This window comes from Companilactobacillus halodurans, assembly GCF_009600995.1.
Lineage (GTDB): Bacteria > Bacillota > Bacilli > Lactobacillales > Lactobacillaceae > Companilactobacillus > Companilactobacillus halodurans.
The window spans coordinates 74,099-91,989 of sequence record NZ_VDFO01000001.1 but is presented as its reverse complement, the minus strand read 5'-3'; the positions used below and the strand labels follow the sequence as shown (position 1 = coordinate 91,989).

Genomic DNA, 17,891 nt, shown 5'->3' with positions numbered 1-17,891 from the left:
GTTAATGGCAACAGATACAGACCCGTATGCACTAGGGCAATCAATCCATATGCTAAATGGTAAGCGTTGGGTTGGCGGTTTACTCAAAGCTAACAAGCAATACACAATGCCAGCTGATGATTGGAATGAAATTAAGAACGATCCCGAGAAAATTAAAGAAGTGTTGCAGTATTTTGTTACTCAACATTATCAATATCAACTGCCTAGAATATTGGAGCTTGAACGCTATTACAAAGGTGAAAATGACATTCATTTTGCTAATACAAATATATCAAGTAGCAGAGCTGACAACCGTGTTACTTTTGGATTTCCTAAGTTCATCACTAATACACGTGTTGGTTATTCTGTCGGTAATCCTATCAAGTTTCAATACAATAAAGATGATAGTAACGATGAGGATTTAAAAAATGCATTAGATAATTTTAATAGTCGAAACGATGAAAGTTATCACGAAAAAGTGATGAAGAAGAATCTAAGTATTACCGGTCGAGCTTATGAGCTTGAGTATGTCAAAGAAGGCACAAATGATGTAGCAATCAGACCGATTGACCCAGCTAATGCATTTATTGTTTATGATTCATCAATCGAGCAGCATTCGTTATTTGGCGTTAGATATTATCTTATTGAGTACATGAATAAGCCAAAATATTATGCAGAAGTATATACAGACGACGCCATTTATTATTTCAATGATGGTGAAACTCCTGGAACTGATTTAGTATTTGATCACGTTGATGAACACTACTTTTTTGGCGTTCCATTGACTGAATATATTAATAATGACGAACGCATGGGCGACTGGGAAGCCTCACTCGACAAAATTGATGCCATTGATAAAGCTGTATCGGAAATGGCCAATTCACAAGAAGATTTTGCTAATGCTATTTTGAAAATTATTGGCAATTTTGATATTAGTGATGCTGACGGTGAAGAGCCAAAGCACCCACAAATCGACCGCAAGAATGCAATTATGTGGTTGCAACCTGATGTACAGCAAAATATCGGTGACAATGGCAACACCGTGATTCAGCCAGATGTTGGTTACGTTACTAAGGATTTAAATGTGGCCGAATGGAAAGTATATGTTGACCTAATTCGTGCTCAAATTCATATGGACACAAATACGCCCGATACATCAGACGAAAGTTTTTCTTCTAATTCATCTGGTGTTGCAATCCTTTATAAGCTTTGGGGTAGTGATCAAGAGCGTTCCATTCAAGAGAGTTTATATACACGTGGTCTTATGAGGCGTCTTAGACTCCTTGGAAACTATTTGGAAGTTACTGGTCAAATAGCTCATGCAGAAGACGTGGAGAACTATCAAATCATATATACACCTAACTTACCTAAGAATGACCAAGAAACACTTCAAAATGCTCAAATACTTGCTAATCTGGGTACTGAGTCAGATCAAACTATTCGGGAAGTTGTTGAGAAGTATACAGGCATTTCACCAGAAACAGAGCAGCAACGTGTTGATGATGAGAACAAGCGAGAACTCAATAGCGATCCAATGCAGAAAGTATTTAATCGAGTTCAAACGCCTGATCCAATTAAAACGATTGACAGTAGCAAGCCCGACCAAAGCAAGCCCGACCAAGCTAATTCAAGCTCAACCATTTTAGATAAGATTAAAGGTTTGTTTGGCGGTGGTAAGTAATGAAACTTACTGAAAAGCAAGCTATAGCAATTGCTCAGGCTATTTATGGTAAGCAAGATGAGCGTGTGAAGCAGATTGAACAGCTTTATAAAAATACACAATCAAATGTTATTGATATGATTGCTGCCTTTATTGCTAACAATTCAAATTGGAATGGTAAAGCTAATCCTGATGAGATAGCAAACTTCTTATCCAATTTGAAAGACACGTTTAGTAATGTCGGTAAAGATGACCAGGCTACCATTAAGACAGCATTCAAAGGTAATCGTTTGAAAACCAACGGTGATGTGTTAATTGCTAAGGTTACTCAAGAGTTTGTTAAACAGATGGTGGCTCAAAAGTTGCAATTGAGTGTAAGCACGCAGAACATCCCTGATGTAGTTAACTCAAAGAACTATAAAAGTGCAAAGAAAAAAATCAATACTTATAATCGTCAATCAAAACGATCAATGAATATTGATTCTATATTGCAACGGACAGCACGCAACGCTGTGTTAGATCGTCACGTTGATTCTGATATGTTTAGCTCAATTAATAAGCAGACACTTCAAACTATTCGTAAGGTTAGGGATGTCGCTGAAAGAGCTGCTAAATCACCAAAGGATTCTCTTAATTGGCAAAAGGAAGTGGCAAATATTTTGACTGGTGGCCATAAAGCTACTAATGGTCAAATGGGCAGAGCTGCTGGCATGATTCGAACCGCTACTGGACAGGCGTTAAACAGAACAAGATTGGAAAAGCTAAAGAGTGACAAAGTTAAGAAATATAAGTTTATTTCACTCGAAGCACCTAATACATGTAAAGATTGTGCTGATTTAGATGGAAATATATATGATGTTAAAGACGCAAAGGAAGGCGTTAATTTTCCTTTGATGCATTATAACTGTCAATGCACTGTGATTGAAGCCAATGATAAAAACGATTGGGATACTTCTGATCATGATGTTAGTGAAGAACTAGATAGCTTATAGAAGGCAAAATATGTCTGATGTATATATATAAATAATTTTGAGTAGTCATGCTAATGTATGGCTTTTTTTATTGCCATTTTTGTTGGTTGCTGGCGTAAAAAAACAACTGATGAATAAAAGTTATACCACTTAAAAGTATGGAGGAATCTAAGTATGAAATCACTATTACAAGAACCAATCAAACTAAATTTGCAATTCTTTTCTGAGGAAGGCGGAAACGGATCAGATAACGAGGGCAGCAAAGGCCCAGAAAATGAAAATTCTGACAACAGTTCCGATGAATCAGGCAAAGAGAATGATAAAGACAGTTCTGATGGTGAAGATGACGGCAAGATGTTCACTCGCTCTGAATTGCGAAAATTGATCGGTAGTGCTGTTAATGAATATAAGACTAGCAAACTACCTAATTTGTTAAGCGAAGCAGAACAAAAAGGCGCTAATAGAGCCAAAATGACTGATGAAGAGCGTATCGAAGCTGATACAAAGGAACGTGAAGACAAACTTAATAAAAGAGAACAAGCCTTAAATCAGCGTGATGCCTTATCTGATACGACAACAAAATTATCCGAGAACGGATTACCTACAAGTTTTGCCAGTATGTTGAGCGATCTTCATGAGGATAAGCGTACAAAAAATGTCAAAGAATTTAAGAAGGCATTTAGTGAAGCTGTTCATAAGGGCGTTCTCGAAGCTACTAAGGGTGGAAAGACACCTCAAACTGGTGGTAGTGAACATACTGAAGATATTGGCTCCAAATTTGCTGAAATGGCAAATAAGCAAGGTCAAGGATTGAACAATAATCCTTGGTCAAAATTAAGAAAATAGGAGGATAAACTATGTTTTATGAAAAAAATGTTCATGTAGATGAACTCAATTTTTTAGATAGTGAGAAGTATGTAGCATTTTCCACTAAGGTAGATGCTACTACTCCAGGAGTGGTTAATGGTGTACTACCTGCTGGCTCAATTGTTCCATCTAACGATGCGAAAGCTCACGCAGTTACTTTAAACGAGGTAGATGTGTCACATGGACCTGAATTAGTTTCAGGGATCGTTGATGGCTTCATTAATGCCAAACGTTTGCCAGTTGCACCAACTGCCGAAGCAGTGGCGGCGCTAAAACGAATTACATTTTCAAATTTAGAGGAGGCTTAATTTAATGCCAGAAATTTTAGATTTATTCAATCAAAGAGATGTGCTTTCATACGTTAATAATCGTCAATATCCTGCATATTTAGGCGATTCACTATTTCCATCAAGAAAAGTATTAAGTCTAGATGTTGAAATTCTTGAAGATAGATATACAACACCTGTAATAGCTCCAATGTCATCATTCGATAGTGAAGCACAAATTGGAAGCCGTGAAGCTGATAGACGTTATGCAGAACTAGGCTATATCAAACGTAAGATTCAACTTAAAGAAAAAGATTTGGTAGCACTTAGAAATCCAAGAAACCCACAAGAACAACAATACTTAACTCAATTGGTTTACAACGACACCGACCATATGGTAGAAGGTGTGCAAGCTCGTGTTGAATTAATGCGTATGCAATTACTTGCCAACGGTGTTGTTTTACCTGATGATGCTGATTCTAGCTGGAAGATTGATTACGACTTACCTAAGGAACATCAAGTAACTGTTACTAAGTCATGGGATGACCCATCAAGTGATCCAATTTCAGATATTAAAGCTTGGGTTAATACTTTGGATATCGTGCCAACTAGAGCTTTGACATCAAGAAAAGTTCTCCAAGCTTTGGAAGAAAACAGCTCAATCAAAGCACTATTTAAGAGTTTGGGTGTAATTCCATCTGATGGATCATTAAATCAAATTATGCAAAGCCTCGGATTACCTGTTATCGTTACTTATGACAGAAAGTACCGTGCACAAAGCGCAACAGGATCATATACTAAAGAACGATTCTTCCCAGAAGACAAATTTGTCATGTTTGATGATAATACTTTGGGTGAAACACTTTATGGACCAACTCCTGAAGAAAGCCGTCTTATGTCAGGAAACAGTAACGACATGATGGTTGGGAATATCTTTGCCACAATGTATGAAGAAGGACATGATCCTGTGGGTACATGGACAAAGGCAGCTGCTACATCATTGCCAACTCTTGCTAGTCCTGATGAATTGTTCCAAGCACAAGTTCTATTATCTGGATCTACGAAGTCAAAATAGATCCGCCATCAAGTTCGGATGGCGATAAAACTAGTCCGGATAAACCAACTAACGTGAAGTCGGTAGCTACTACAGATGGTGCCATTATTTCAGCTGAGTAGGGGGTGATTTAATGGCTGATGAAGTTAAAATTGAAGATTCAATCCTTAAAGATTTCAAAACTTTAAAGCATATCAAGAATGATGAAATGGACGATATCTTTAAAATATATATCAATCAAGCTATGCAAGAAGTTGAATTGTATATTGGACGAGATACTCTGCCAGACGTTTTGAAAGGTATCATTACTCAAATGGCCGAGGCTAAGTTCACTAAAGCTGGTTCAGAAGGTACGAAATCTTCTAGTGAAGAAGGTCTATCTTATTCTTATAACAGCAATGATATTGAACAGTTCTATCCTCAATTAAACAGATATTTAGACAATCTAAAGGGTAGTGATAACCGTGGGAGGATAGTGACGTTCGATTGATTATAAGAGATGTAGTTTTATTGACTAAATCAAATAAAAGGAATACCGATATCCTAGATCATCGAGTAGTTTATAATGAACAAATTGTAAGAGGTGCAAGAGTTACTGAATTGAATGGCTCACAGTCTCAAAATAATGCTATTGGAAGGCAATACAACCATTCATATGTAATCAGATTAGAAGGTATTTATAACGCTGATAAGATAGCTTTTATTGAGGATTATCAAGAAAATAATTCACATGTTTTACAAATTGCACAAATTAGAAAACATCATTTTAAAACTGACATTTATTGTGGTGATACCGAGGTGAAAAGCTAATGGCTTGGAATAATGAGCATGTACCGGTAGTCAGAGTTCAAGCTAAGGATAATTTTAGCGATCCACTAATTGCTATGGCTAGATCACTAAAACAATCTGGCAATTCTGATTTGGCAGAGATGGTACTTAAAGATAAAGCGCGACTCAAAGTCAATGTGCCTAAGGCCGTTGATAGGATTGCTAATGATGAAGTTGACGGTGCTCAAAAGTTAATCAAAGAGCGCCAATATCATTCAAAATCTGGCTATGTAGGACATGGTAATTTGTGGAAGTCAGTGGTCAAGCATCCAAGCAAAGACGGTATGAAGTCGGATATCTATGCTAATGCTGAATCTAAAGAAGGATATGAGTATATCCAGGCCTTCGAATATGGTTTGAAGAATAAAAATTACCCTGCCCATCACGTTATGCATGATTCAGGGATGAATTTAGATGTAGATAAGTACTCAGATGAGATTATTAAAAAATCGATAAAGTAGGTGATTAATTGATTTCACCACAACATGACATGTTGCAATCAGCAATCAGAACGTTAGAGATTATTACGGATATACATATATTAGATTTAGATGCAGTTGACAGTAATGAATATCCTCAAATTATTGTTTCAAGTGGTCAAAATATTGATGCAGAGCGTGCTAAGAATGAACAGCGTTCTACATATACGCTTTATGTTGACTACTTTGATGATGTTGATAACGATCATGGCTTGATGATGGATACATTATTTAGTATCCGTGAGTATCTCAAGTATTTGAGATTGTCCAATTACAATTGCCAATCTTATGCGTTTAATCAATCATCAGAAACAATTGATAATTCAACTTCTAAATCGCTGAGACATGTAACAATTACATTTGATTATCACATTACAGAAAAATTAATTATTTAGACATTCATTTATAAAATGGGTGTCTTTTTTTATGTAAATTATTAGAAAAGAGGAATTGAAATGGTAGATACAGCAGTATCCAACAAGTTTAAAGCTGAAGTTCGTGGCCGTGATGCCGATAACATTATTTATCTTTACAAACGTATCAAGCACGAACCACTAACAAATAAGATTCATATTTTAGGACTCCAGGGTGCCACATCAGGAACTAATACACGTACATTACAATCTACAGCAACTAAGAGGGCCAATATTAAAGGTGTCGGCTCAATCAACCAACAACGTACTGTAGATGTAATCTTTTCTGCTCCGGAAAAGAACAAGAAAGATTTGTATTGGGACTTATATGCAGCCTGGGAAAAGGGTGAATTAATTGGTCTATGGAGAATGGATCTAAACACAATGCACGGTACTAAGCCGCATCGTAAGATTCAAGCACAATTCTCACAAAGTTTTGTTCCCAACCTTCCTAACACAGAAGCATTGGGTGGAACAATGACATCCAATCTCCAATTCGAAGTCAATGGTATGGAACGTGCAATCAATTCAGATGAAAATGCATTCGAGCTTGATGAAGAAGATCTTGATGATGGTATTTTGGATGACCTAGCCAAGTTCTATAACTTCTCACATGGTACTGATTTGGGTGTTGATGATAATGGTGACTTCGTTGATAACACTGTTGACGATGACACTATTGAGGTTCAAGACACAACTACCGGTGAAGATGTGATGGGACCAGCTTACAAGCCTGTTGACGATGATACTGGCAGTGAAAAAGCTCCAGAAGAACCGCAAAATGTTCAATCTGAGGCAACCGGGACAGGTGCAGATGTTTCATCTAGCTAAAAAATAATTAAAGGAAGTATTCAAATATGGCAGACAGAACTAATCAAATAGAAATTATTTACGACAAGACTGGCAAAAAAGTTGTTGAAGGAACTAAAGGTGATTTATCTACTGTAATCACTGGCCTAACCGGTGGCACAACTGTTGCAGATGGTGATTATAAAATTTCTTTCAAGGATGCAACAACCGGACTTGAATCAGAAAAGGTAGACGTTCCAGGCTTTACAGTTGAAAAGGCTCCAGACAAGCCAGCAGACGTGAAAGCAGACGCCACAAGTGACGGGGCAAATGTCTCAGCTGACTAGCTAACTTAAAAGCATTCTCACTTTCTTGAGTGGTGGTGGTTGGAATCAAATTCATTTTAGGAGATTTAAAAATGCTAACTCTAAAAATCAAAAATAAAGATGTCGAACCATCGTATAATTACAGACTTTACAAGAATATTGCTGGTGCTGATAAAGATAAGCGAACTACTAATTTTTATGATTTTCTAGATGGACTCTTTATTGATGATCCTGATACAATCATTGACTTCTTTAAAGCAGCGGCTGGTGGTGACCTTGGAGAAGATGCAATTGTTGATCAATTGGACAATGAAGGTGCTTTTGACGATATTCGTAAAACAACGGATGAAATCCTTAAGGGCCTTGCCACATCAGGTTTTTTAAAATCAAAGGTAGAAGCCTACAAGAAATACGGGAATCATGTGATCGACAGTATGAAGGCGACCTTAGAAATCGACTCACTCAAGCCAGAAGACGAAGAAACGACTCAAATTCAAATCAATCAAGCAGAAGAACAGATGAAGAACGCAGAGAACAGAATGAAAGTCATGAAGAAGTAAATGAGTTTGACTTAGATGAGCAAATTACCAGGGCTAGAAGAATAATCGGAATTACCAACATTGATGATTTTTGGAAGCTCACTCCTAATGAATTTGATGACCTATGTAGAGGTGCTTTACTAGCTCAATACGACAATTTAACTAATCAGCGTGTATCCAATTCAATGGTTCGGCCAGTTGGTCTAATTGACGATATTCAAGGTCAAAGTCAGCAAATAGATACGGTATTGAGTCAGATTAAAGATTATGCGGAGAAGTTTGGTAAAGAATCCGACGATTCCGAAAGAAAGCAGATGGACGCAAAGGCATTCTACGAATTGGTTATGCAAAGGGGGCGAGAATAGATGTATGACATAGTTGTTAATAAGATTATTAATTTCAAAGGTACTGATCAATTAACCTCAATAGCTAACAAGGTCAAAGAGGCTATTGACGGTATCAAGGATAAGAAAGTAAAACTTGGCGCCACTCCTGAAGACCAAGGCATTACTTCGTTTGGACAAAAACTTCAAGGATTGCCTAAAGATGTTCGAACAACTCTAAAGGCGATGGCTGAAAAGAACGGTTTTGATACGTTTGAAGGTTACATGAAGACTGTTCCCCAAGATAAGTACACTCAATTAAAAGCTAACGTTGAAAAAGGTGGATTCCAGGCATTTAAGAACGACTTGAATAGTCTGCCACGTACCCAACAATCCAAATTAAGGGCAATTGCTGAGCGTGAAGGATTTACTACTTTTGAGCAGTACTATCAAAAGGTACCTAAAGAAGCCCGTACAAAGCTCGATGCGATAGCTGATACGCACGATATTGAGGATTTCCTTCGTGAAACTGAGAAGATTCCTAAGCATCTTAATACCAAAGTCGATGCTGATGTTAATGGTGGTAATAGTGCACTAGTTAACTTCAGCAATCATATTGATAAGGCTAAAGAGAAAACAAGCCAATTTAAATCAATTCTGGCAGGTAGTTTTGTTGGATCTATAATGACCACGGGACTTATGTCCATTGCTGGCGGTTTGAAGTCAGCAACTTCAGCAGCTATGGAATACGCCAATGCACAGCAAACCATGAATGCCACTTGGAAGACTTTAACCGGTAGCGCCAAAGATGGTCAAAAAATGGTAGATATGACCAACAAGATGGCTATAGCTGCTAATAACTCTACTCATATGGTTGACCAGTTAAATCAAAAGTTCTATTCAGTCAATGATAGTGCTGAAACTACTAAGAAATTAACAACTTCAGTATTAACACTACAGGATGCATTCGGTAAAACTGATGATGAAGTTGAGAACTTCGGAACTCAGTGGGGACAAATGGTTGCCAATGGGAAAGTATCCGCTCAAGATATGATGTCGTTCGTCAATGTCTTTCCTAAGTTGAGAATTGAACTGCTCAAGACCGAGCAGAAGATGACTGGTAACAAGAATCTAACGATGAAACAGCTGAACGACATGATCTCAGCCGGTAAGGTTTCATCAGATACCATGGATAAGGTATTGGAAGATACTGCAACCAAGTACGGCAAGGCTACTAAGAATTTTGGTGCCACAATAGCCGGAATGAAACGTACTATCCAAAGTCAAGTTCCTGTTTTGTTATCAGCGTTCACTGAACCATTTCTCAATGCTCAAAACCCAATTTACAAGACTGTATCTGATTGGGTAGCAGATAAACGCACTAAGGACAAATTTAGCGACTTAGGTAAAACTATCTCTAATGGGATGTCTGATGCTATGAGTGCTCTCTCAGGTGGTACAGGTGGACAAAAGGACTTTGCTGCCAATTTAAATAGAGGTATTGATTCGGTCAATAAAGGATTCAAAGTATTTTTTGGATACATAACTGCCCATGCTAAAGACTTGAAGACAGTTGGCGGTAGTCTAAATGAAATCCTAAAAGTATTTCTCAATGCTATCTGGAAAGATGTCGGCTCCATCATTACCACTATTGGTAGTAGTTTGGGACTGATGAAAGACAGCTCAAAAGATGCAAGTGATCCATTACATGCAGTTGCTGATGCCTTGAAGGGTATTGCAAAACACAAAACGGTCATCAAGGCTATTGCCGGTTATCTGGTAGCAATGAAAACATTCAAGATGGCCAAGGGTGCATTTGATCCACTACTAAAATTGGCAGGTATGCAGTCAAAAGGTGGCGGACTTCTTACAAAAGTTGTTGGTTCAGGTAAAAATGAAAAGAAAGTATTCAGATTCGGTACTGAAGGAATTGCAGCAACAAAGAAACAGTTATTAGGACTAAAAGATTTATTAGGTAAAGTGACTCAAGGCGGTAAATTCTCAAAAGTTAGTGCCGGTAATATGACAAAAGGCGCAAAGATTGGTACAGGGGTAACGACTGCCGCTGTTGCTGGTGTTGCTACTATGGATGTAGTCGGTGCATTAAAAGCCAAGAATCCAGAGAAAAAATTTGAAGGATTTGGTAAAGCTGCCGGTGGAGCAATCGGTGGTGGAATAGGTTTCATGCTTGGTGGTCCAGCTGGTGAAGCTATCGGTGCTACATTAGGTCGTATGCTTGGAAAGCTCGGTGGTAAAGCTGCTAAAAACTTCACTGACGGATGGAATAAAAAAGGCCGTGGTGCAAAACCACCAAAGGGAATTATCCAGAAGGCTGGCTATTATTCAAGAAAAGCTGGCGATGCTGTTGTTAATTGGACAAAGGGTATCGCTACTTGGATGGGTAAGCATAAAAAAGAAATACTTCTTACTTTGGCCAACCCGTTTTTAGGTATTGGTGCCTTTATTTTAAAGGATACCAAAGTCGGTAAAGATTTCCGAAAGTGGGCATCTAATGCAATAAAGAATGTTCAAAAGGGCTTCAAATCCTTTAATAAAAAAGCTGGAAAAATTGGCGGTGGCATCTCTAAAGGCATCGTTAAAGGAATGAAAGGCTTTGGCAAGTTAGCGCTTTATGCGTTAGCTTTTCCTGTCGGTATTGGTGTAAAGATAACTAAACCACTTGTTAAGCCAATTAAAAAATCGATTTCTTCATTGGTTAAATCAATTAAGAAAGATTGGAATGGGTTAACAAAATGGCTCGGTAAAATCTTTAATCCAATAGCTAAAAACTGGCAAAAATCTTGGAAGAAAATTTCTAAAGCTATAGATATGAAGAAATTCTCCAAGGATATGTCTAATACTATGTCAGACATGTCTAAGTCTATTCAGAAATCATCAGATGATGTTGGCAAACAGATGTCTAACATGTCTAAGTCAGTCAAAAAGTCTAAATGGGCTAAGGATTTAAAAGAGAAATTCAATGAAGCTCAAAAGAATGCAGGTTCTTGGAGTTCTGGCATGAACGACTGGTGGTCAGGATTTAGCTCTGGATTTTCAAAATCTTGGAACTCAATTTGGTCTGGCGTAGGTTCTTACTTTAGCAAAAAGTTTAGTGGATTATCTAAATGGTATAGCAATTTTTCAAGTGGTATGAAATCATGGTGGTCTGACTTTAGTTCTAACTTCAAATCAGCTTGGCACTCAGTCTGGAAAGGAATATCTGACACATTCAAAAATATTTTTGATGGATTAAAGGATATTGCTAAAAATGCCTGGAATGGAATCATTGGAATCGTTAATTCAGGTATTGGAGCTATCAACGGTGTTATCAAGATGTTCGGTGGAAAGAGCTTAGGAAAAATCAAGACTCTTGAAACTGGATCTAATTACCATAGAGGTGGATTAGCAAAGATTAATGATGCTCACTCAAGTGTTTATCGTGAAATTGTTAAATTACCAAATGGACATATGTTCTCGCCTCAACAAAGAAATGTTGTATTGCCATTGCCACAAGGTTCATCAGTTTTACCTGCTCAAGCAGCAAGACCATATGTCGAAACTGGTTTAATTCCTCACTACGAAAATGGTATTGGAGATAGTTTATCTAACTTCTTTGATATGGCCAAAAGCGGAATATCTGATGCGGCTAGTGGCGTAGGCTCTTGGGTATCTTCTAAGATGAAAGAAATTGGTGGAGATATCGAAAAAGGTATTAAATTTGCTAAGGACTTTATTAAAGACCCTGTTGGGAATTTATCTAAGGCATTCGAATCAGTCACAAATGGTAAATTTGCTAAAGAAGAATTTTCAAGCAAAATGGGACCTGCTACTGGTCATGGAATTGTTAAAGCTGTCGCCGATAGGGTTAAGAGCTTGGCTGAAAGTTTTAAGAAACAACTTCAATCAGTCACAGTTTCTGGTAAAATGCCAGCCACTGCATATGGTCCAATGATTAAAGCTGCTGCTGCTTATATGCATCAATCAATTACTGATTTTAATGTCGATATGATTGAAAGAATTATTGCTAATGAGTCCGGTGGTGATCCTAATATCACAAATAATTGGGATAGTAATGCCAAGGCCGGACACCCATCTACTGGTATTTTGCAATATATTGAGCCAACATTTATGCATTATGCAATGCCAGGACATACCAATATTCACAGTGCCTTTGATCAATTGATTGCGTTATTTAATGATGCAACTTGGCGCAGCGATATGGGTATGGGATATAACGGAAAATATGGCGAATGGCGTGGGCAAGCTTCAGGACCTAGTGGTCCAAGATTAATGGCCAACGGTGGTCATGTATTTAATGCTACAAGTGCCATTATCGGTGAAGATGGTGATGAGTTTGCTATTAATCCATCTAAACCTTCCGCCATTCCACTTCTTGGCGATTTGATTGGTAGAATGGCAGACTTCCATCCAGAATTTAGAATGTCATCAAACATAACAAGTAATATTTCTTCAGACATTGGTAGAAAGCTGGATAGTGTTATCAATTTGCTTGGTTCAATCAATGGAAAGGACTTCCAACCAGAAGTCAATATTGCAAGAACTTCAAGCAACTTAAATCGACAAAACAGACGTGACACTGATATTTATGCTTATCAGAGAGGGATGAGACAATAATGACAAATCAAGTATTTAAGGATGAATTGACTAATCCAAAGCCACATGCATACGGATTCAGCCATGGGCGAGATAGTCTATCATCTTTACCTGAAGATCCAATTGAAGTGGCCATTAGTAGTGACGGTGTCAATTGGAAATCATATTATGACGTTCAAGATTTGTTTGGGGTTCATTGCTATGATTGGGATGTTGCTCAAGCAAATCCTATTGATAACTTCCAGAAAATTAATACTAGAGATGGTCAACATTTAACATCATCTAATTTTGATAGTAGAGATATCAATTCTACCTGGATGGTAGATGGAGAAAATGAAACAGAATTCAGAATGTTATATTCTGAATTGCATAATTTCTTTATGACTCGCAGTGGCTTTTGGATTGTATTCGGAAACGAACCGACTTTCAAATATCGGGTTAAAACTAAAGTATTTGCTCCAACGTATTTCAATGAACATCAAGCCAGCTTGATTATTACATTTAATAATTACACTGGAATGCGTGAGAGTGTTGGAACGTCACTAGAAATATTTAAAAATAAAAACTTCTTTTCATTTGGCATGGGAATACCTAATAAAGATATTTCCTTCGAGTCCAAAGAAAAGAAGTTTTCTATTTATAATCCTAGTTCTGTGATAATTGACCCATTAGGGCAAGATCACGTACTAAAAATTCACATTACAGGCGTTGGTTCGCCAACCCTTACCAATAAGACTACAGGAGAAGTATTTACCTATAATCGAGTTTTAAGTACAAATGATGAATTGATTCTTAATGGTGTTAATCCATATATTAATGGCCAACCCGATGGGATTAACAGCAATCATGGAACAATTTCACTTGCAAAAGGCGATAACGAGTTTGAAATTTCTGGCCTATCAAATTCAGATATCTCTTTTGAGTTTTACTTCATTTATTTCTAATGGCTTTTAACGGACACAAAATTTACATTCAATCATTTGATGGCCAGAAAGAAGAATGGTTGACGTGTCTAAATGAAGATTCTTTTCAAGTCGATTGGCAAGTGAGTTCTAGTTTTCAAGTGTCTTTCACTGCCTATCTTAATGATCATGACGGCGTGTCTTTCGATATGTTGGAAAATGATACGTATATCGTATTTGATGGCCAACGCTATCAAATCAAGCAGAGTGTACCTAAATACATTGATGACCTTGTTACTAAAGATGTCACTGCCACACATGAGATCTTCAATATTCAGAATTTCAGACAATTCAAGGTCAATAAGGGAAGTCAAAGCTATTCTATTGATTCAATGCTGAGTTTTATCTTTGGTAGTCAGTACAATACAAACGGTTTTACCTATCAAATCAATGGTAACTTCAACAATGTTGATATCACCGATTGGGGTAATTGTTCCGGACTTGATGCAGTTCAGAAGGCTGTCGATTCTTATGGTGCCAAGTGGTATCCGGACGGTAAAACAGTCATGATTTTTGATAGCAATAGTTATAAGAATATTAATAATAAACAATATATTTGGTCGCATAACACGAATGACATCGAATTATCTGTTGATTCTACTTCAATTGTTAATGGTGCCATGCTTTACGGTGCTACGGTTGATGATGAACATAACACTACCGCTGATGGTGGTGCCTCATCTGATTCCACGGGTACTACTAGCGGTGGTGGAAGTACTTCAGCAGCTACCTCAACCGGTAACGCCAGAGGGACTATCTCAACGATGGAAGATGGCGGTGCTCCCGTTTATAGTTCACCAGTTGGAAATAGCTCTTTAACAGGTCAAAAACTGCCAAACGGCTCTAAATGGGCAGTTGATGAACAGGTTTCTATTGATGGCGTAATTTGGTATCGGGTTGGAATTAATGCATGGATCAATTCGAAATATATGCCTTTTAATAAGTCTGACGATATCAAACCAGAAAGCCATGTTGTTGAGCAAACTTGGGGGCAAGGTACTATCAAAGCCGCTGACATAACAACTGGCAGTGGGGATGATGAAACTACCACAGCACCAACCTCAGCTAAGATATATGATTCCCCATATTCCGGACAACATGAGATTACTGGTAGAGTTTTGGACAATGGTACACAGTGGAAAATCAATGGAACTGTATCAGATGGATACGGTGGGAAAACTTGGTACCAGGTTGCTACAAATGAATGGGTATGTGCCGATGATATCAATTTCGATGGTGATACTGATGTTGAACCGACTGCAGTAGAAACTGCAACGGATGACACAGCTAAGACAGAAACAGACGAAGTTAAATACTACTTCGAGCCGTTTTTTTACTACAACGCTAAATCTAGTGCTAAACACGGTTTGATAATCGGTGAAGATATTACTAATGACCAAATTAAAGATGCAGCTGCGATGAAAAAATATGCTGATTCAGTTATGCAGACGGAGCCAATTGTTGAACTAACAATCAACGTGAGTTTTCAAGATGATACGTTGAAATTAGGTGACACAAGCTATTTGAATGCAGAGCCTTTAGGAATTCAAACAATGATTACTTTGAATGGTGTGAGCGGTAATCCTTTAACAAACGATTCACCTATGACATTGACTCTGGATAATTCAACAGTGTCCAGAACCAATATCAATTATGACATGTCGGACAAGATACGATTATCAAACAGAAATAATAAGCTTCTTACTAAAGAAGTTCAAAAATTATCAGCAAAAATAAGAAAATTAGAAAGTCAGGAGGGGAGTTAATGCAAGGATATGATGGAACAAGTCAATTTTATTCTCCAGACTTACATCAGGATGTCCAATTGATTGAGTATGGTAGACTGCCTAACAATCAAATAACGCCAACATCTAAGACTGGCACTACTTACATCGATCAGGCTAATAATCAAATTACTGAAGTTATTGGTAATGATCAAGCTGGTAGAACAGTAGTAAAGCATTACAAATTGATTGATTTGAAGCAAGTATTGAAATTTCCAAATCTACAAAACATTACCGGATTTGACGGCAATCAAGTTCATTTAGACCGACTAACTCAAGAATTAGTAGGGCCTTCGATGTTTCATTCAAACAGCTACAACATTGAGACAGTCGAAAAGGCAATTAATTTATTGCTAAAGAATCAGGCAATTCAATCCGATAACGAAAATTCAATTATTAAATTTTTCAAACAATTAACTGATGAACAATTATCTGAATTAACTCAGTCAATTTCTAAATTAATCGATGAAAGATATTATTCTAAGTCTGAAGTAGATGGGAAATTGAAGTATCTTCAACAACAAATCAACAACCTGAACAATGCTGTTGAATACAAGCCAGATAGCAGCAGTCTTAATAGTGTATTTCCACCTTCATACACAGGAGATAAACAAGTAGATATTAACGATGAAATTCAAGATGCAAATATCGAGGATAAGATTGATTCACTTAAACAAAATTTAGAAAAGGAGAAAGATTAGATGGCAGATACAGCTAATACGGATCCAACTAATCAGGAAGCCAATATCCCTGAATTACATATTCCTGTTGGAAGTCAATACAGTACTCTAAAAACTGACATTCCACTAGAACAACCAATGATTTTCTACCTAGATGGTTCTAAGACATTCTATCTTCCACACGAAGATACAGACGATGAACATATTCATAATCTGCCTCAAGGTGTGGTTGATACACTAACCAATAAACGAATCTTTCAAGAAATCAGTATCCGTCAAGGCCAATCAGGGATGCTTAAATCACCAATACTATTTTTGACTAAAAACGGCCCTGTGGACATGACAAATTGTTTGATTCGATTTGAAGGTAATGACCATGCTGGAGCTGAAATATATGATGATGAGGGATTCAATCGTGTTCAAGCTAAACTTGGTCAAATCATTTGGTCACCACCGGCTGAAGTGGCTCAAACACCTGGATATTATAAGAATTGTCACTTTGTAATTGAATCTCCAGACAGAACTAAGATTTACACGACTTTAGATTTCTCACTAAATGTCATTGCTAACGATGTGGCTTATCCACGGGCAATGGCTTTTTATGTGTCTGAATATCAAAGAGCTTTGTTCCATATCAAAGAAATGCAACTTTCAGCCGATCATCAATTAAATTACCTTCTTAATTCATATGCTGCAATCATTGCGGATAATTTGGCATCGGTTCGTCAAAAGATGCAAGAAATTTCTGATGAGTTAGATGAAAATTTAAAAACCGGCAACGATAAAATTGACGGCTATGTAGCAGAGAACAAGGAGAAAATTGTTACTTTGAATAAATCTGTTGATGATGCTCAGACTCGAATGGATGGATTAACTGAGCAAATCAAAGGTTCAAATATAGTAACTCATGATGGACTCTATTCAGATGTTCAACTTGGGATTAATACGGGGGATATTGTTTTGAATATGAATGATGTGATTTTAGATCCTAAAATTGAAGAAAAAATTGATGCTATGAGTAAAGCATTAGATTCTGATAGTGGAGATGATTCAAATGGCGGCAAATAATGATTTAGAGAAAGTTGCAGTATTGGTAACTAAGATGCCAATTGGTATCAAATATAAAAATGCTCAAGGTGAATATTCGACTGCACCACTTGATCCAAAAGATAGCAAAATTGATGGAACCAATGCCTTTCTAGCAGCAGACTCTGCTCAAAGTGTTATTCAAAAACAAATCGATAAAATTGATACCTCGGATAAGATTGAGGATCCAGACATTTTGAAAAAAATCGAAACTATGACTGCTGCACTCGATTCTGATGCTGCAGCTTCAACTAATTAAGAGGAGGGATAT

Annotated in this window: 19 protein-coding genes; all 19 read left to right on the top strand. The window is 37.3% G+C overall.

The genetic code is table 11. The features are described 5' to 3' along the window. Positions 1-4 precede the first annotated feature (4 nt). The 19 genes from FHL05_RS00410 to FHL05_RS00320 all read left to right on the top strand — a co-directional run bounded on the left by FHL05_RS00410 (position 5) and on the right by FHL05_RS00320 (position 17,879). Positions 5-1,660 carry a phage portal protein gene (locus FHL05_RS00410; protein ID WP_153385048.1) on the top strand — a complete coding sequence of 552 codons (1,656 nt, stop codon included), beginning with the start codon at positions 5-7 and terminating at the stop codon, positions 1,658-1,660. Further along, positions 1,660-2,631, top strand: a complete 972-nt coding sequence (locus FHL05_RS00405; protein ID WP_153385047.1) for a minor capsid protein — start codon at positions 1,660-1,662, stop codon at positions 2,629-2,631. The genes FHL05_RS00410 and FHL05_RS00405 overlap by 1 nt, the downstream gene beginning before the upstream one ends. A gap of 153 nt (positions 2,632-2,784) precedes the next feature. Then, the gene (locus tag FHL05_RS00400) at positions 2,785-3,456 is read left to right on the top strand and encodes a DUF4355 domain-containing protein (RefSeq protein WP_153385046.1); all 672 of its coding nucleotides are present in this window, start codon (positions 2,785-2,787) and stop codon (positions 3,454-3,456) included. An 11-nt stretch (positions 3,457-3,467) separates the two neighbouring features. Then, complete coding sequence (locus FHL05_RS00395; protein ID WP_010019148.1) at positions 3,468-3,785, top strand: hypothetical protein; 318 nt, start codon at positions 3,468-3,470, stop codon at positions 3,783-3,785. Positions 3,786-3,789: 4 nt separating this feature from the next. Next, positions 3,790-4,818 (top strand): major capsid protein, encoded by a 1,029-nt coding sequence (locus FHL05_RS00390; RefSeq protein ID WP_153385045.1) that lies wholly within the window; start codon positions 3,790-3,792, stop codon positions 4,816-4,818. 112 nt (positions 4,819-4,930) lie between these two features. Next, positions 4,931-5,287 (top strand): phage head-tail connector protein, encoded by a 357-nt coding sequence (locus FHL05_RS00385; protein WP_153385044.1) that lies wholly within the window; start codon positions 4,931-4,933, stop codon positions 5,285-5,287. Positions 5,288-5,307: 20 nt separating this feature from the next. Continuing rightward, positions 5,308-5,607, top strand: a complete 300-nt coding sequence (locus FHL05_RS00380) for a hypothetical protein (protein ID WP_153385043.1) — start codon at positions 5,308-5,310, stop codon at positions 5,605-5,607. Beyond that, positions 5,607-6,086, top strand: a complete 480-nt coding sequence (locus tag FHL05_RS00375) for a hypothetical protein (RefSeq protein WP_153385042.1) — start codon at positions 5,607-5,609, stop codon at positions 6,084-6,086. The genes FHL05_RS00380 and FHL05_RS00375 overlap by 1 nt, the downstream gene beginning before the upstream one ends. 8 nt (positions 6,087-6,094) lie before the next feature. After that, complete coding sequence (locus tag FHL05_RS00370) at positions 6,095-6,499, top strand: hypothetical protein (protein WP_153385041.1); 405 nt, start codon at positions 6,095-6,097, stop codon at positions 6,497-6,499. A 60-nt stretch (positions 6,500-6,559) separates the two neighbouring features. Next, positions 6,560-7,348: a hypothetical protein gene (locus FHL05_RS00365; RefSeq protein ID WP_153385040.1), complete on the top strand. Its 789-nt coding sequence runs from the start codon at positions 6,560-6,562 to the stop codon at positions 7,346-7,348. 26 nt (positions 7,349-7,374) lie between these two features. Then, positions 7,375-7,653, top strand: a complete 279-nt coding sequence (locus tag FHL05_RS00360) for a hypothetical protein (protein ID WP_153385039.1) — start codon at positions 7,375-7,377, stop codon at positions 7,651-7,653. Positions 7,654-7,724: 71 nt separating this feature from the next. Next, a complete protein-coding gene (locus FHL05_RS00355; protein ID WP_153385038.1) occupies positions 7,725-8,192 on the top strand; it encodes a hypothetical protein in 468 nt (155 codons plus the stop codon). Positions 8,193-8,356: 164 nt separating this feature from the next. After that, positions 8,357-8,536, top strand: coding sequence for a hypothetical protein (locus tag FHL05_RS00350; RefSeq protein ID WP_153385037.1), 180 nt, complete (start codon positions 8,357-8,359; stop codon positions 8,534-8,536). Next, a complete protein-coding gene (locus FHL05_RS00345; RefSeq protein ID WP_153521767.1) occupies positions 8,537-13,129 on the top strand; it encodes a tape measure protein in 4,593 nt (1,530 codons plus the stop codon). Next, a complete protein-coding gene (locus tag FHL05_RS00340; RefSeq protein ID WP_153385035.1) occupies positions 13,129-14,052 on the top strand; it encodes a phage tail domain-containing protein in 924 nt (307 codons plus the stop codon). The genes FHL05_RS00345 and FHL05_RS00340 overlap by 1 nt, the downstream gene beginning before the upstream one ends. After that, on the top strand, positions 14,052-15,836 hold the full coding sequence (locus FHL05_RS00335) for a prophage endopeptidase tail family protein (RefSeq protein ID WP_153521765.1): 1,785 nt from the start codon (positions 14,052-14,054) through the stop codon (positions 15,834-15,836). Before FHL05_RS00340 ends, FHL05_RS00335 begins: the two co-directional genes overlap by 1 nt. Beyond that, entirely contained in the window at positions 15,836-16,555 is a 720-nt protein-coding gene (locus FHL05_RS00330; protein ID WP_153385033.1) for a hypothetical protein, read from the top strand. The genes FHL05_RS00335 and FHL05_RS00330 overlap by 1 nt, the downstream gene beginning before the upstream one ends. Continuing rightward, positions 16,556-17,602 (top strand): BppU family phage baseplate upper protein, encoded by a 1,047-nt coding sequence (locus tag FHL05_RS00325; protein WP_153385032.1) that lies wholly within the window; start codon positions 16,556-16,558, stop codon positions 17,600-17,602. Next, positions 17,589-17,879, top strand: a complete 291-nt coding sequence (locus tag FHL05_RS00320) for a hypothetical protein (RefSeq protein ID WP_153385031.1) — start codon at positions 17,589-17,591, stop codon at positions 17,877-17,879. The genes FHL05_RS00325 and FHL05_RS00320 overlap by 14 nt, the downstream gene beginning before the upstream one ends. Positions 17,880-17,891: the final 12 nt, after the last annotated feature.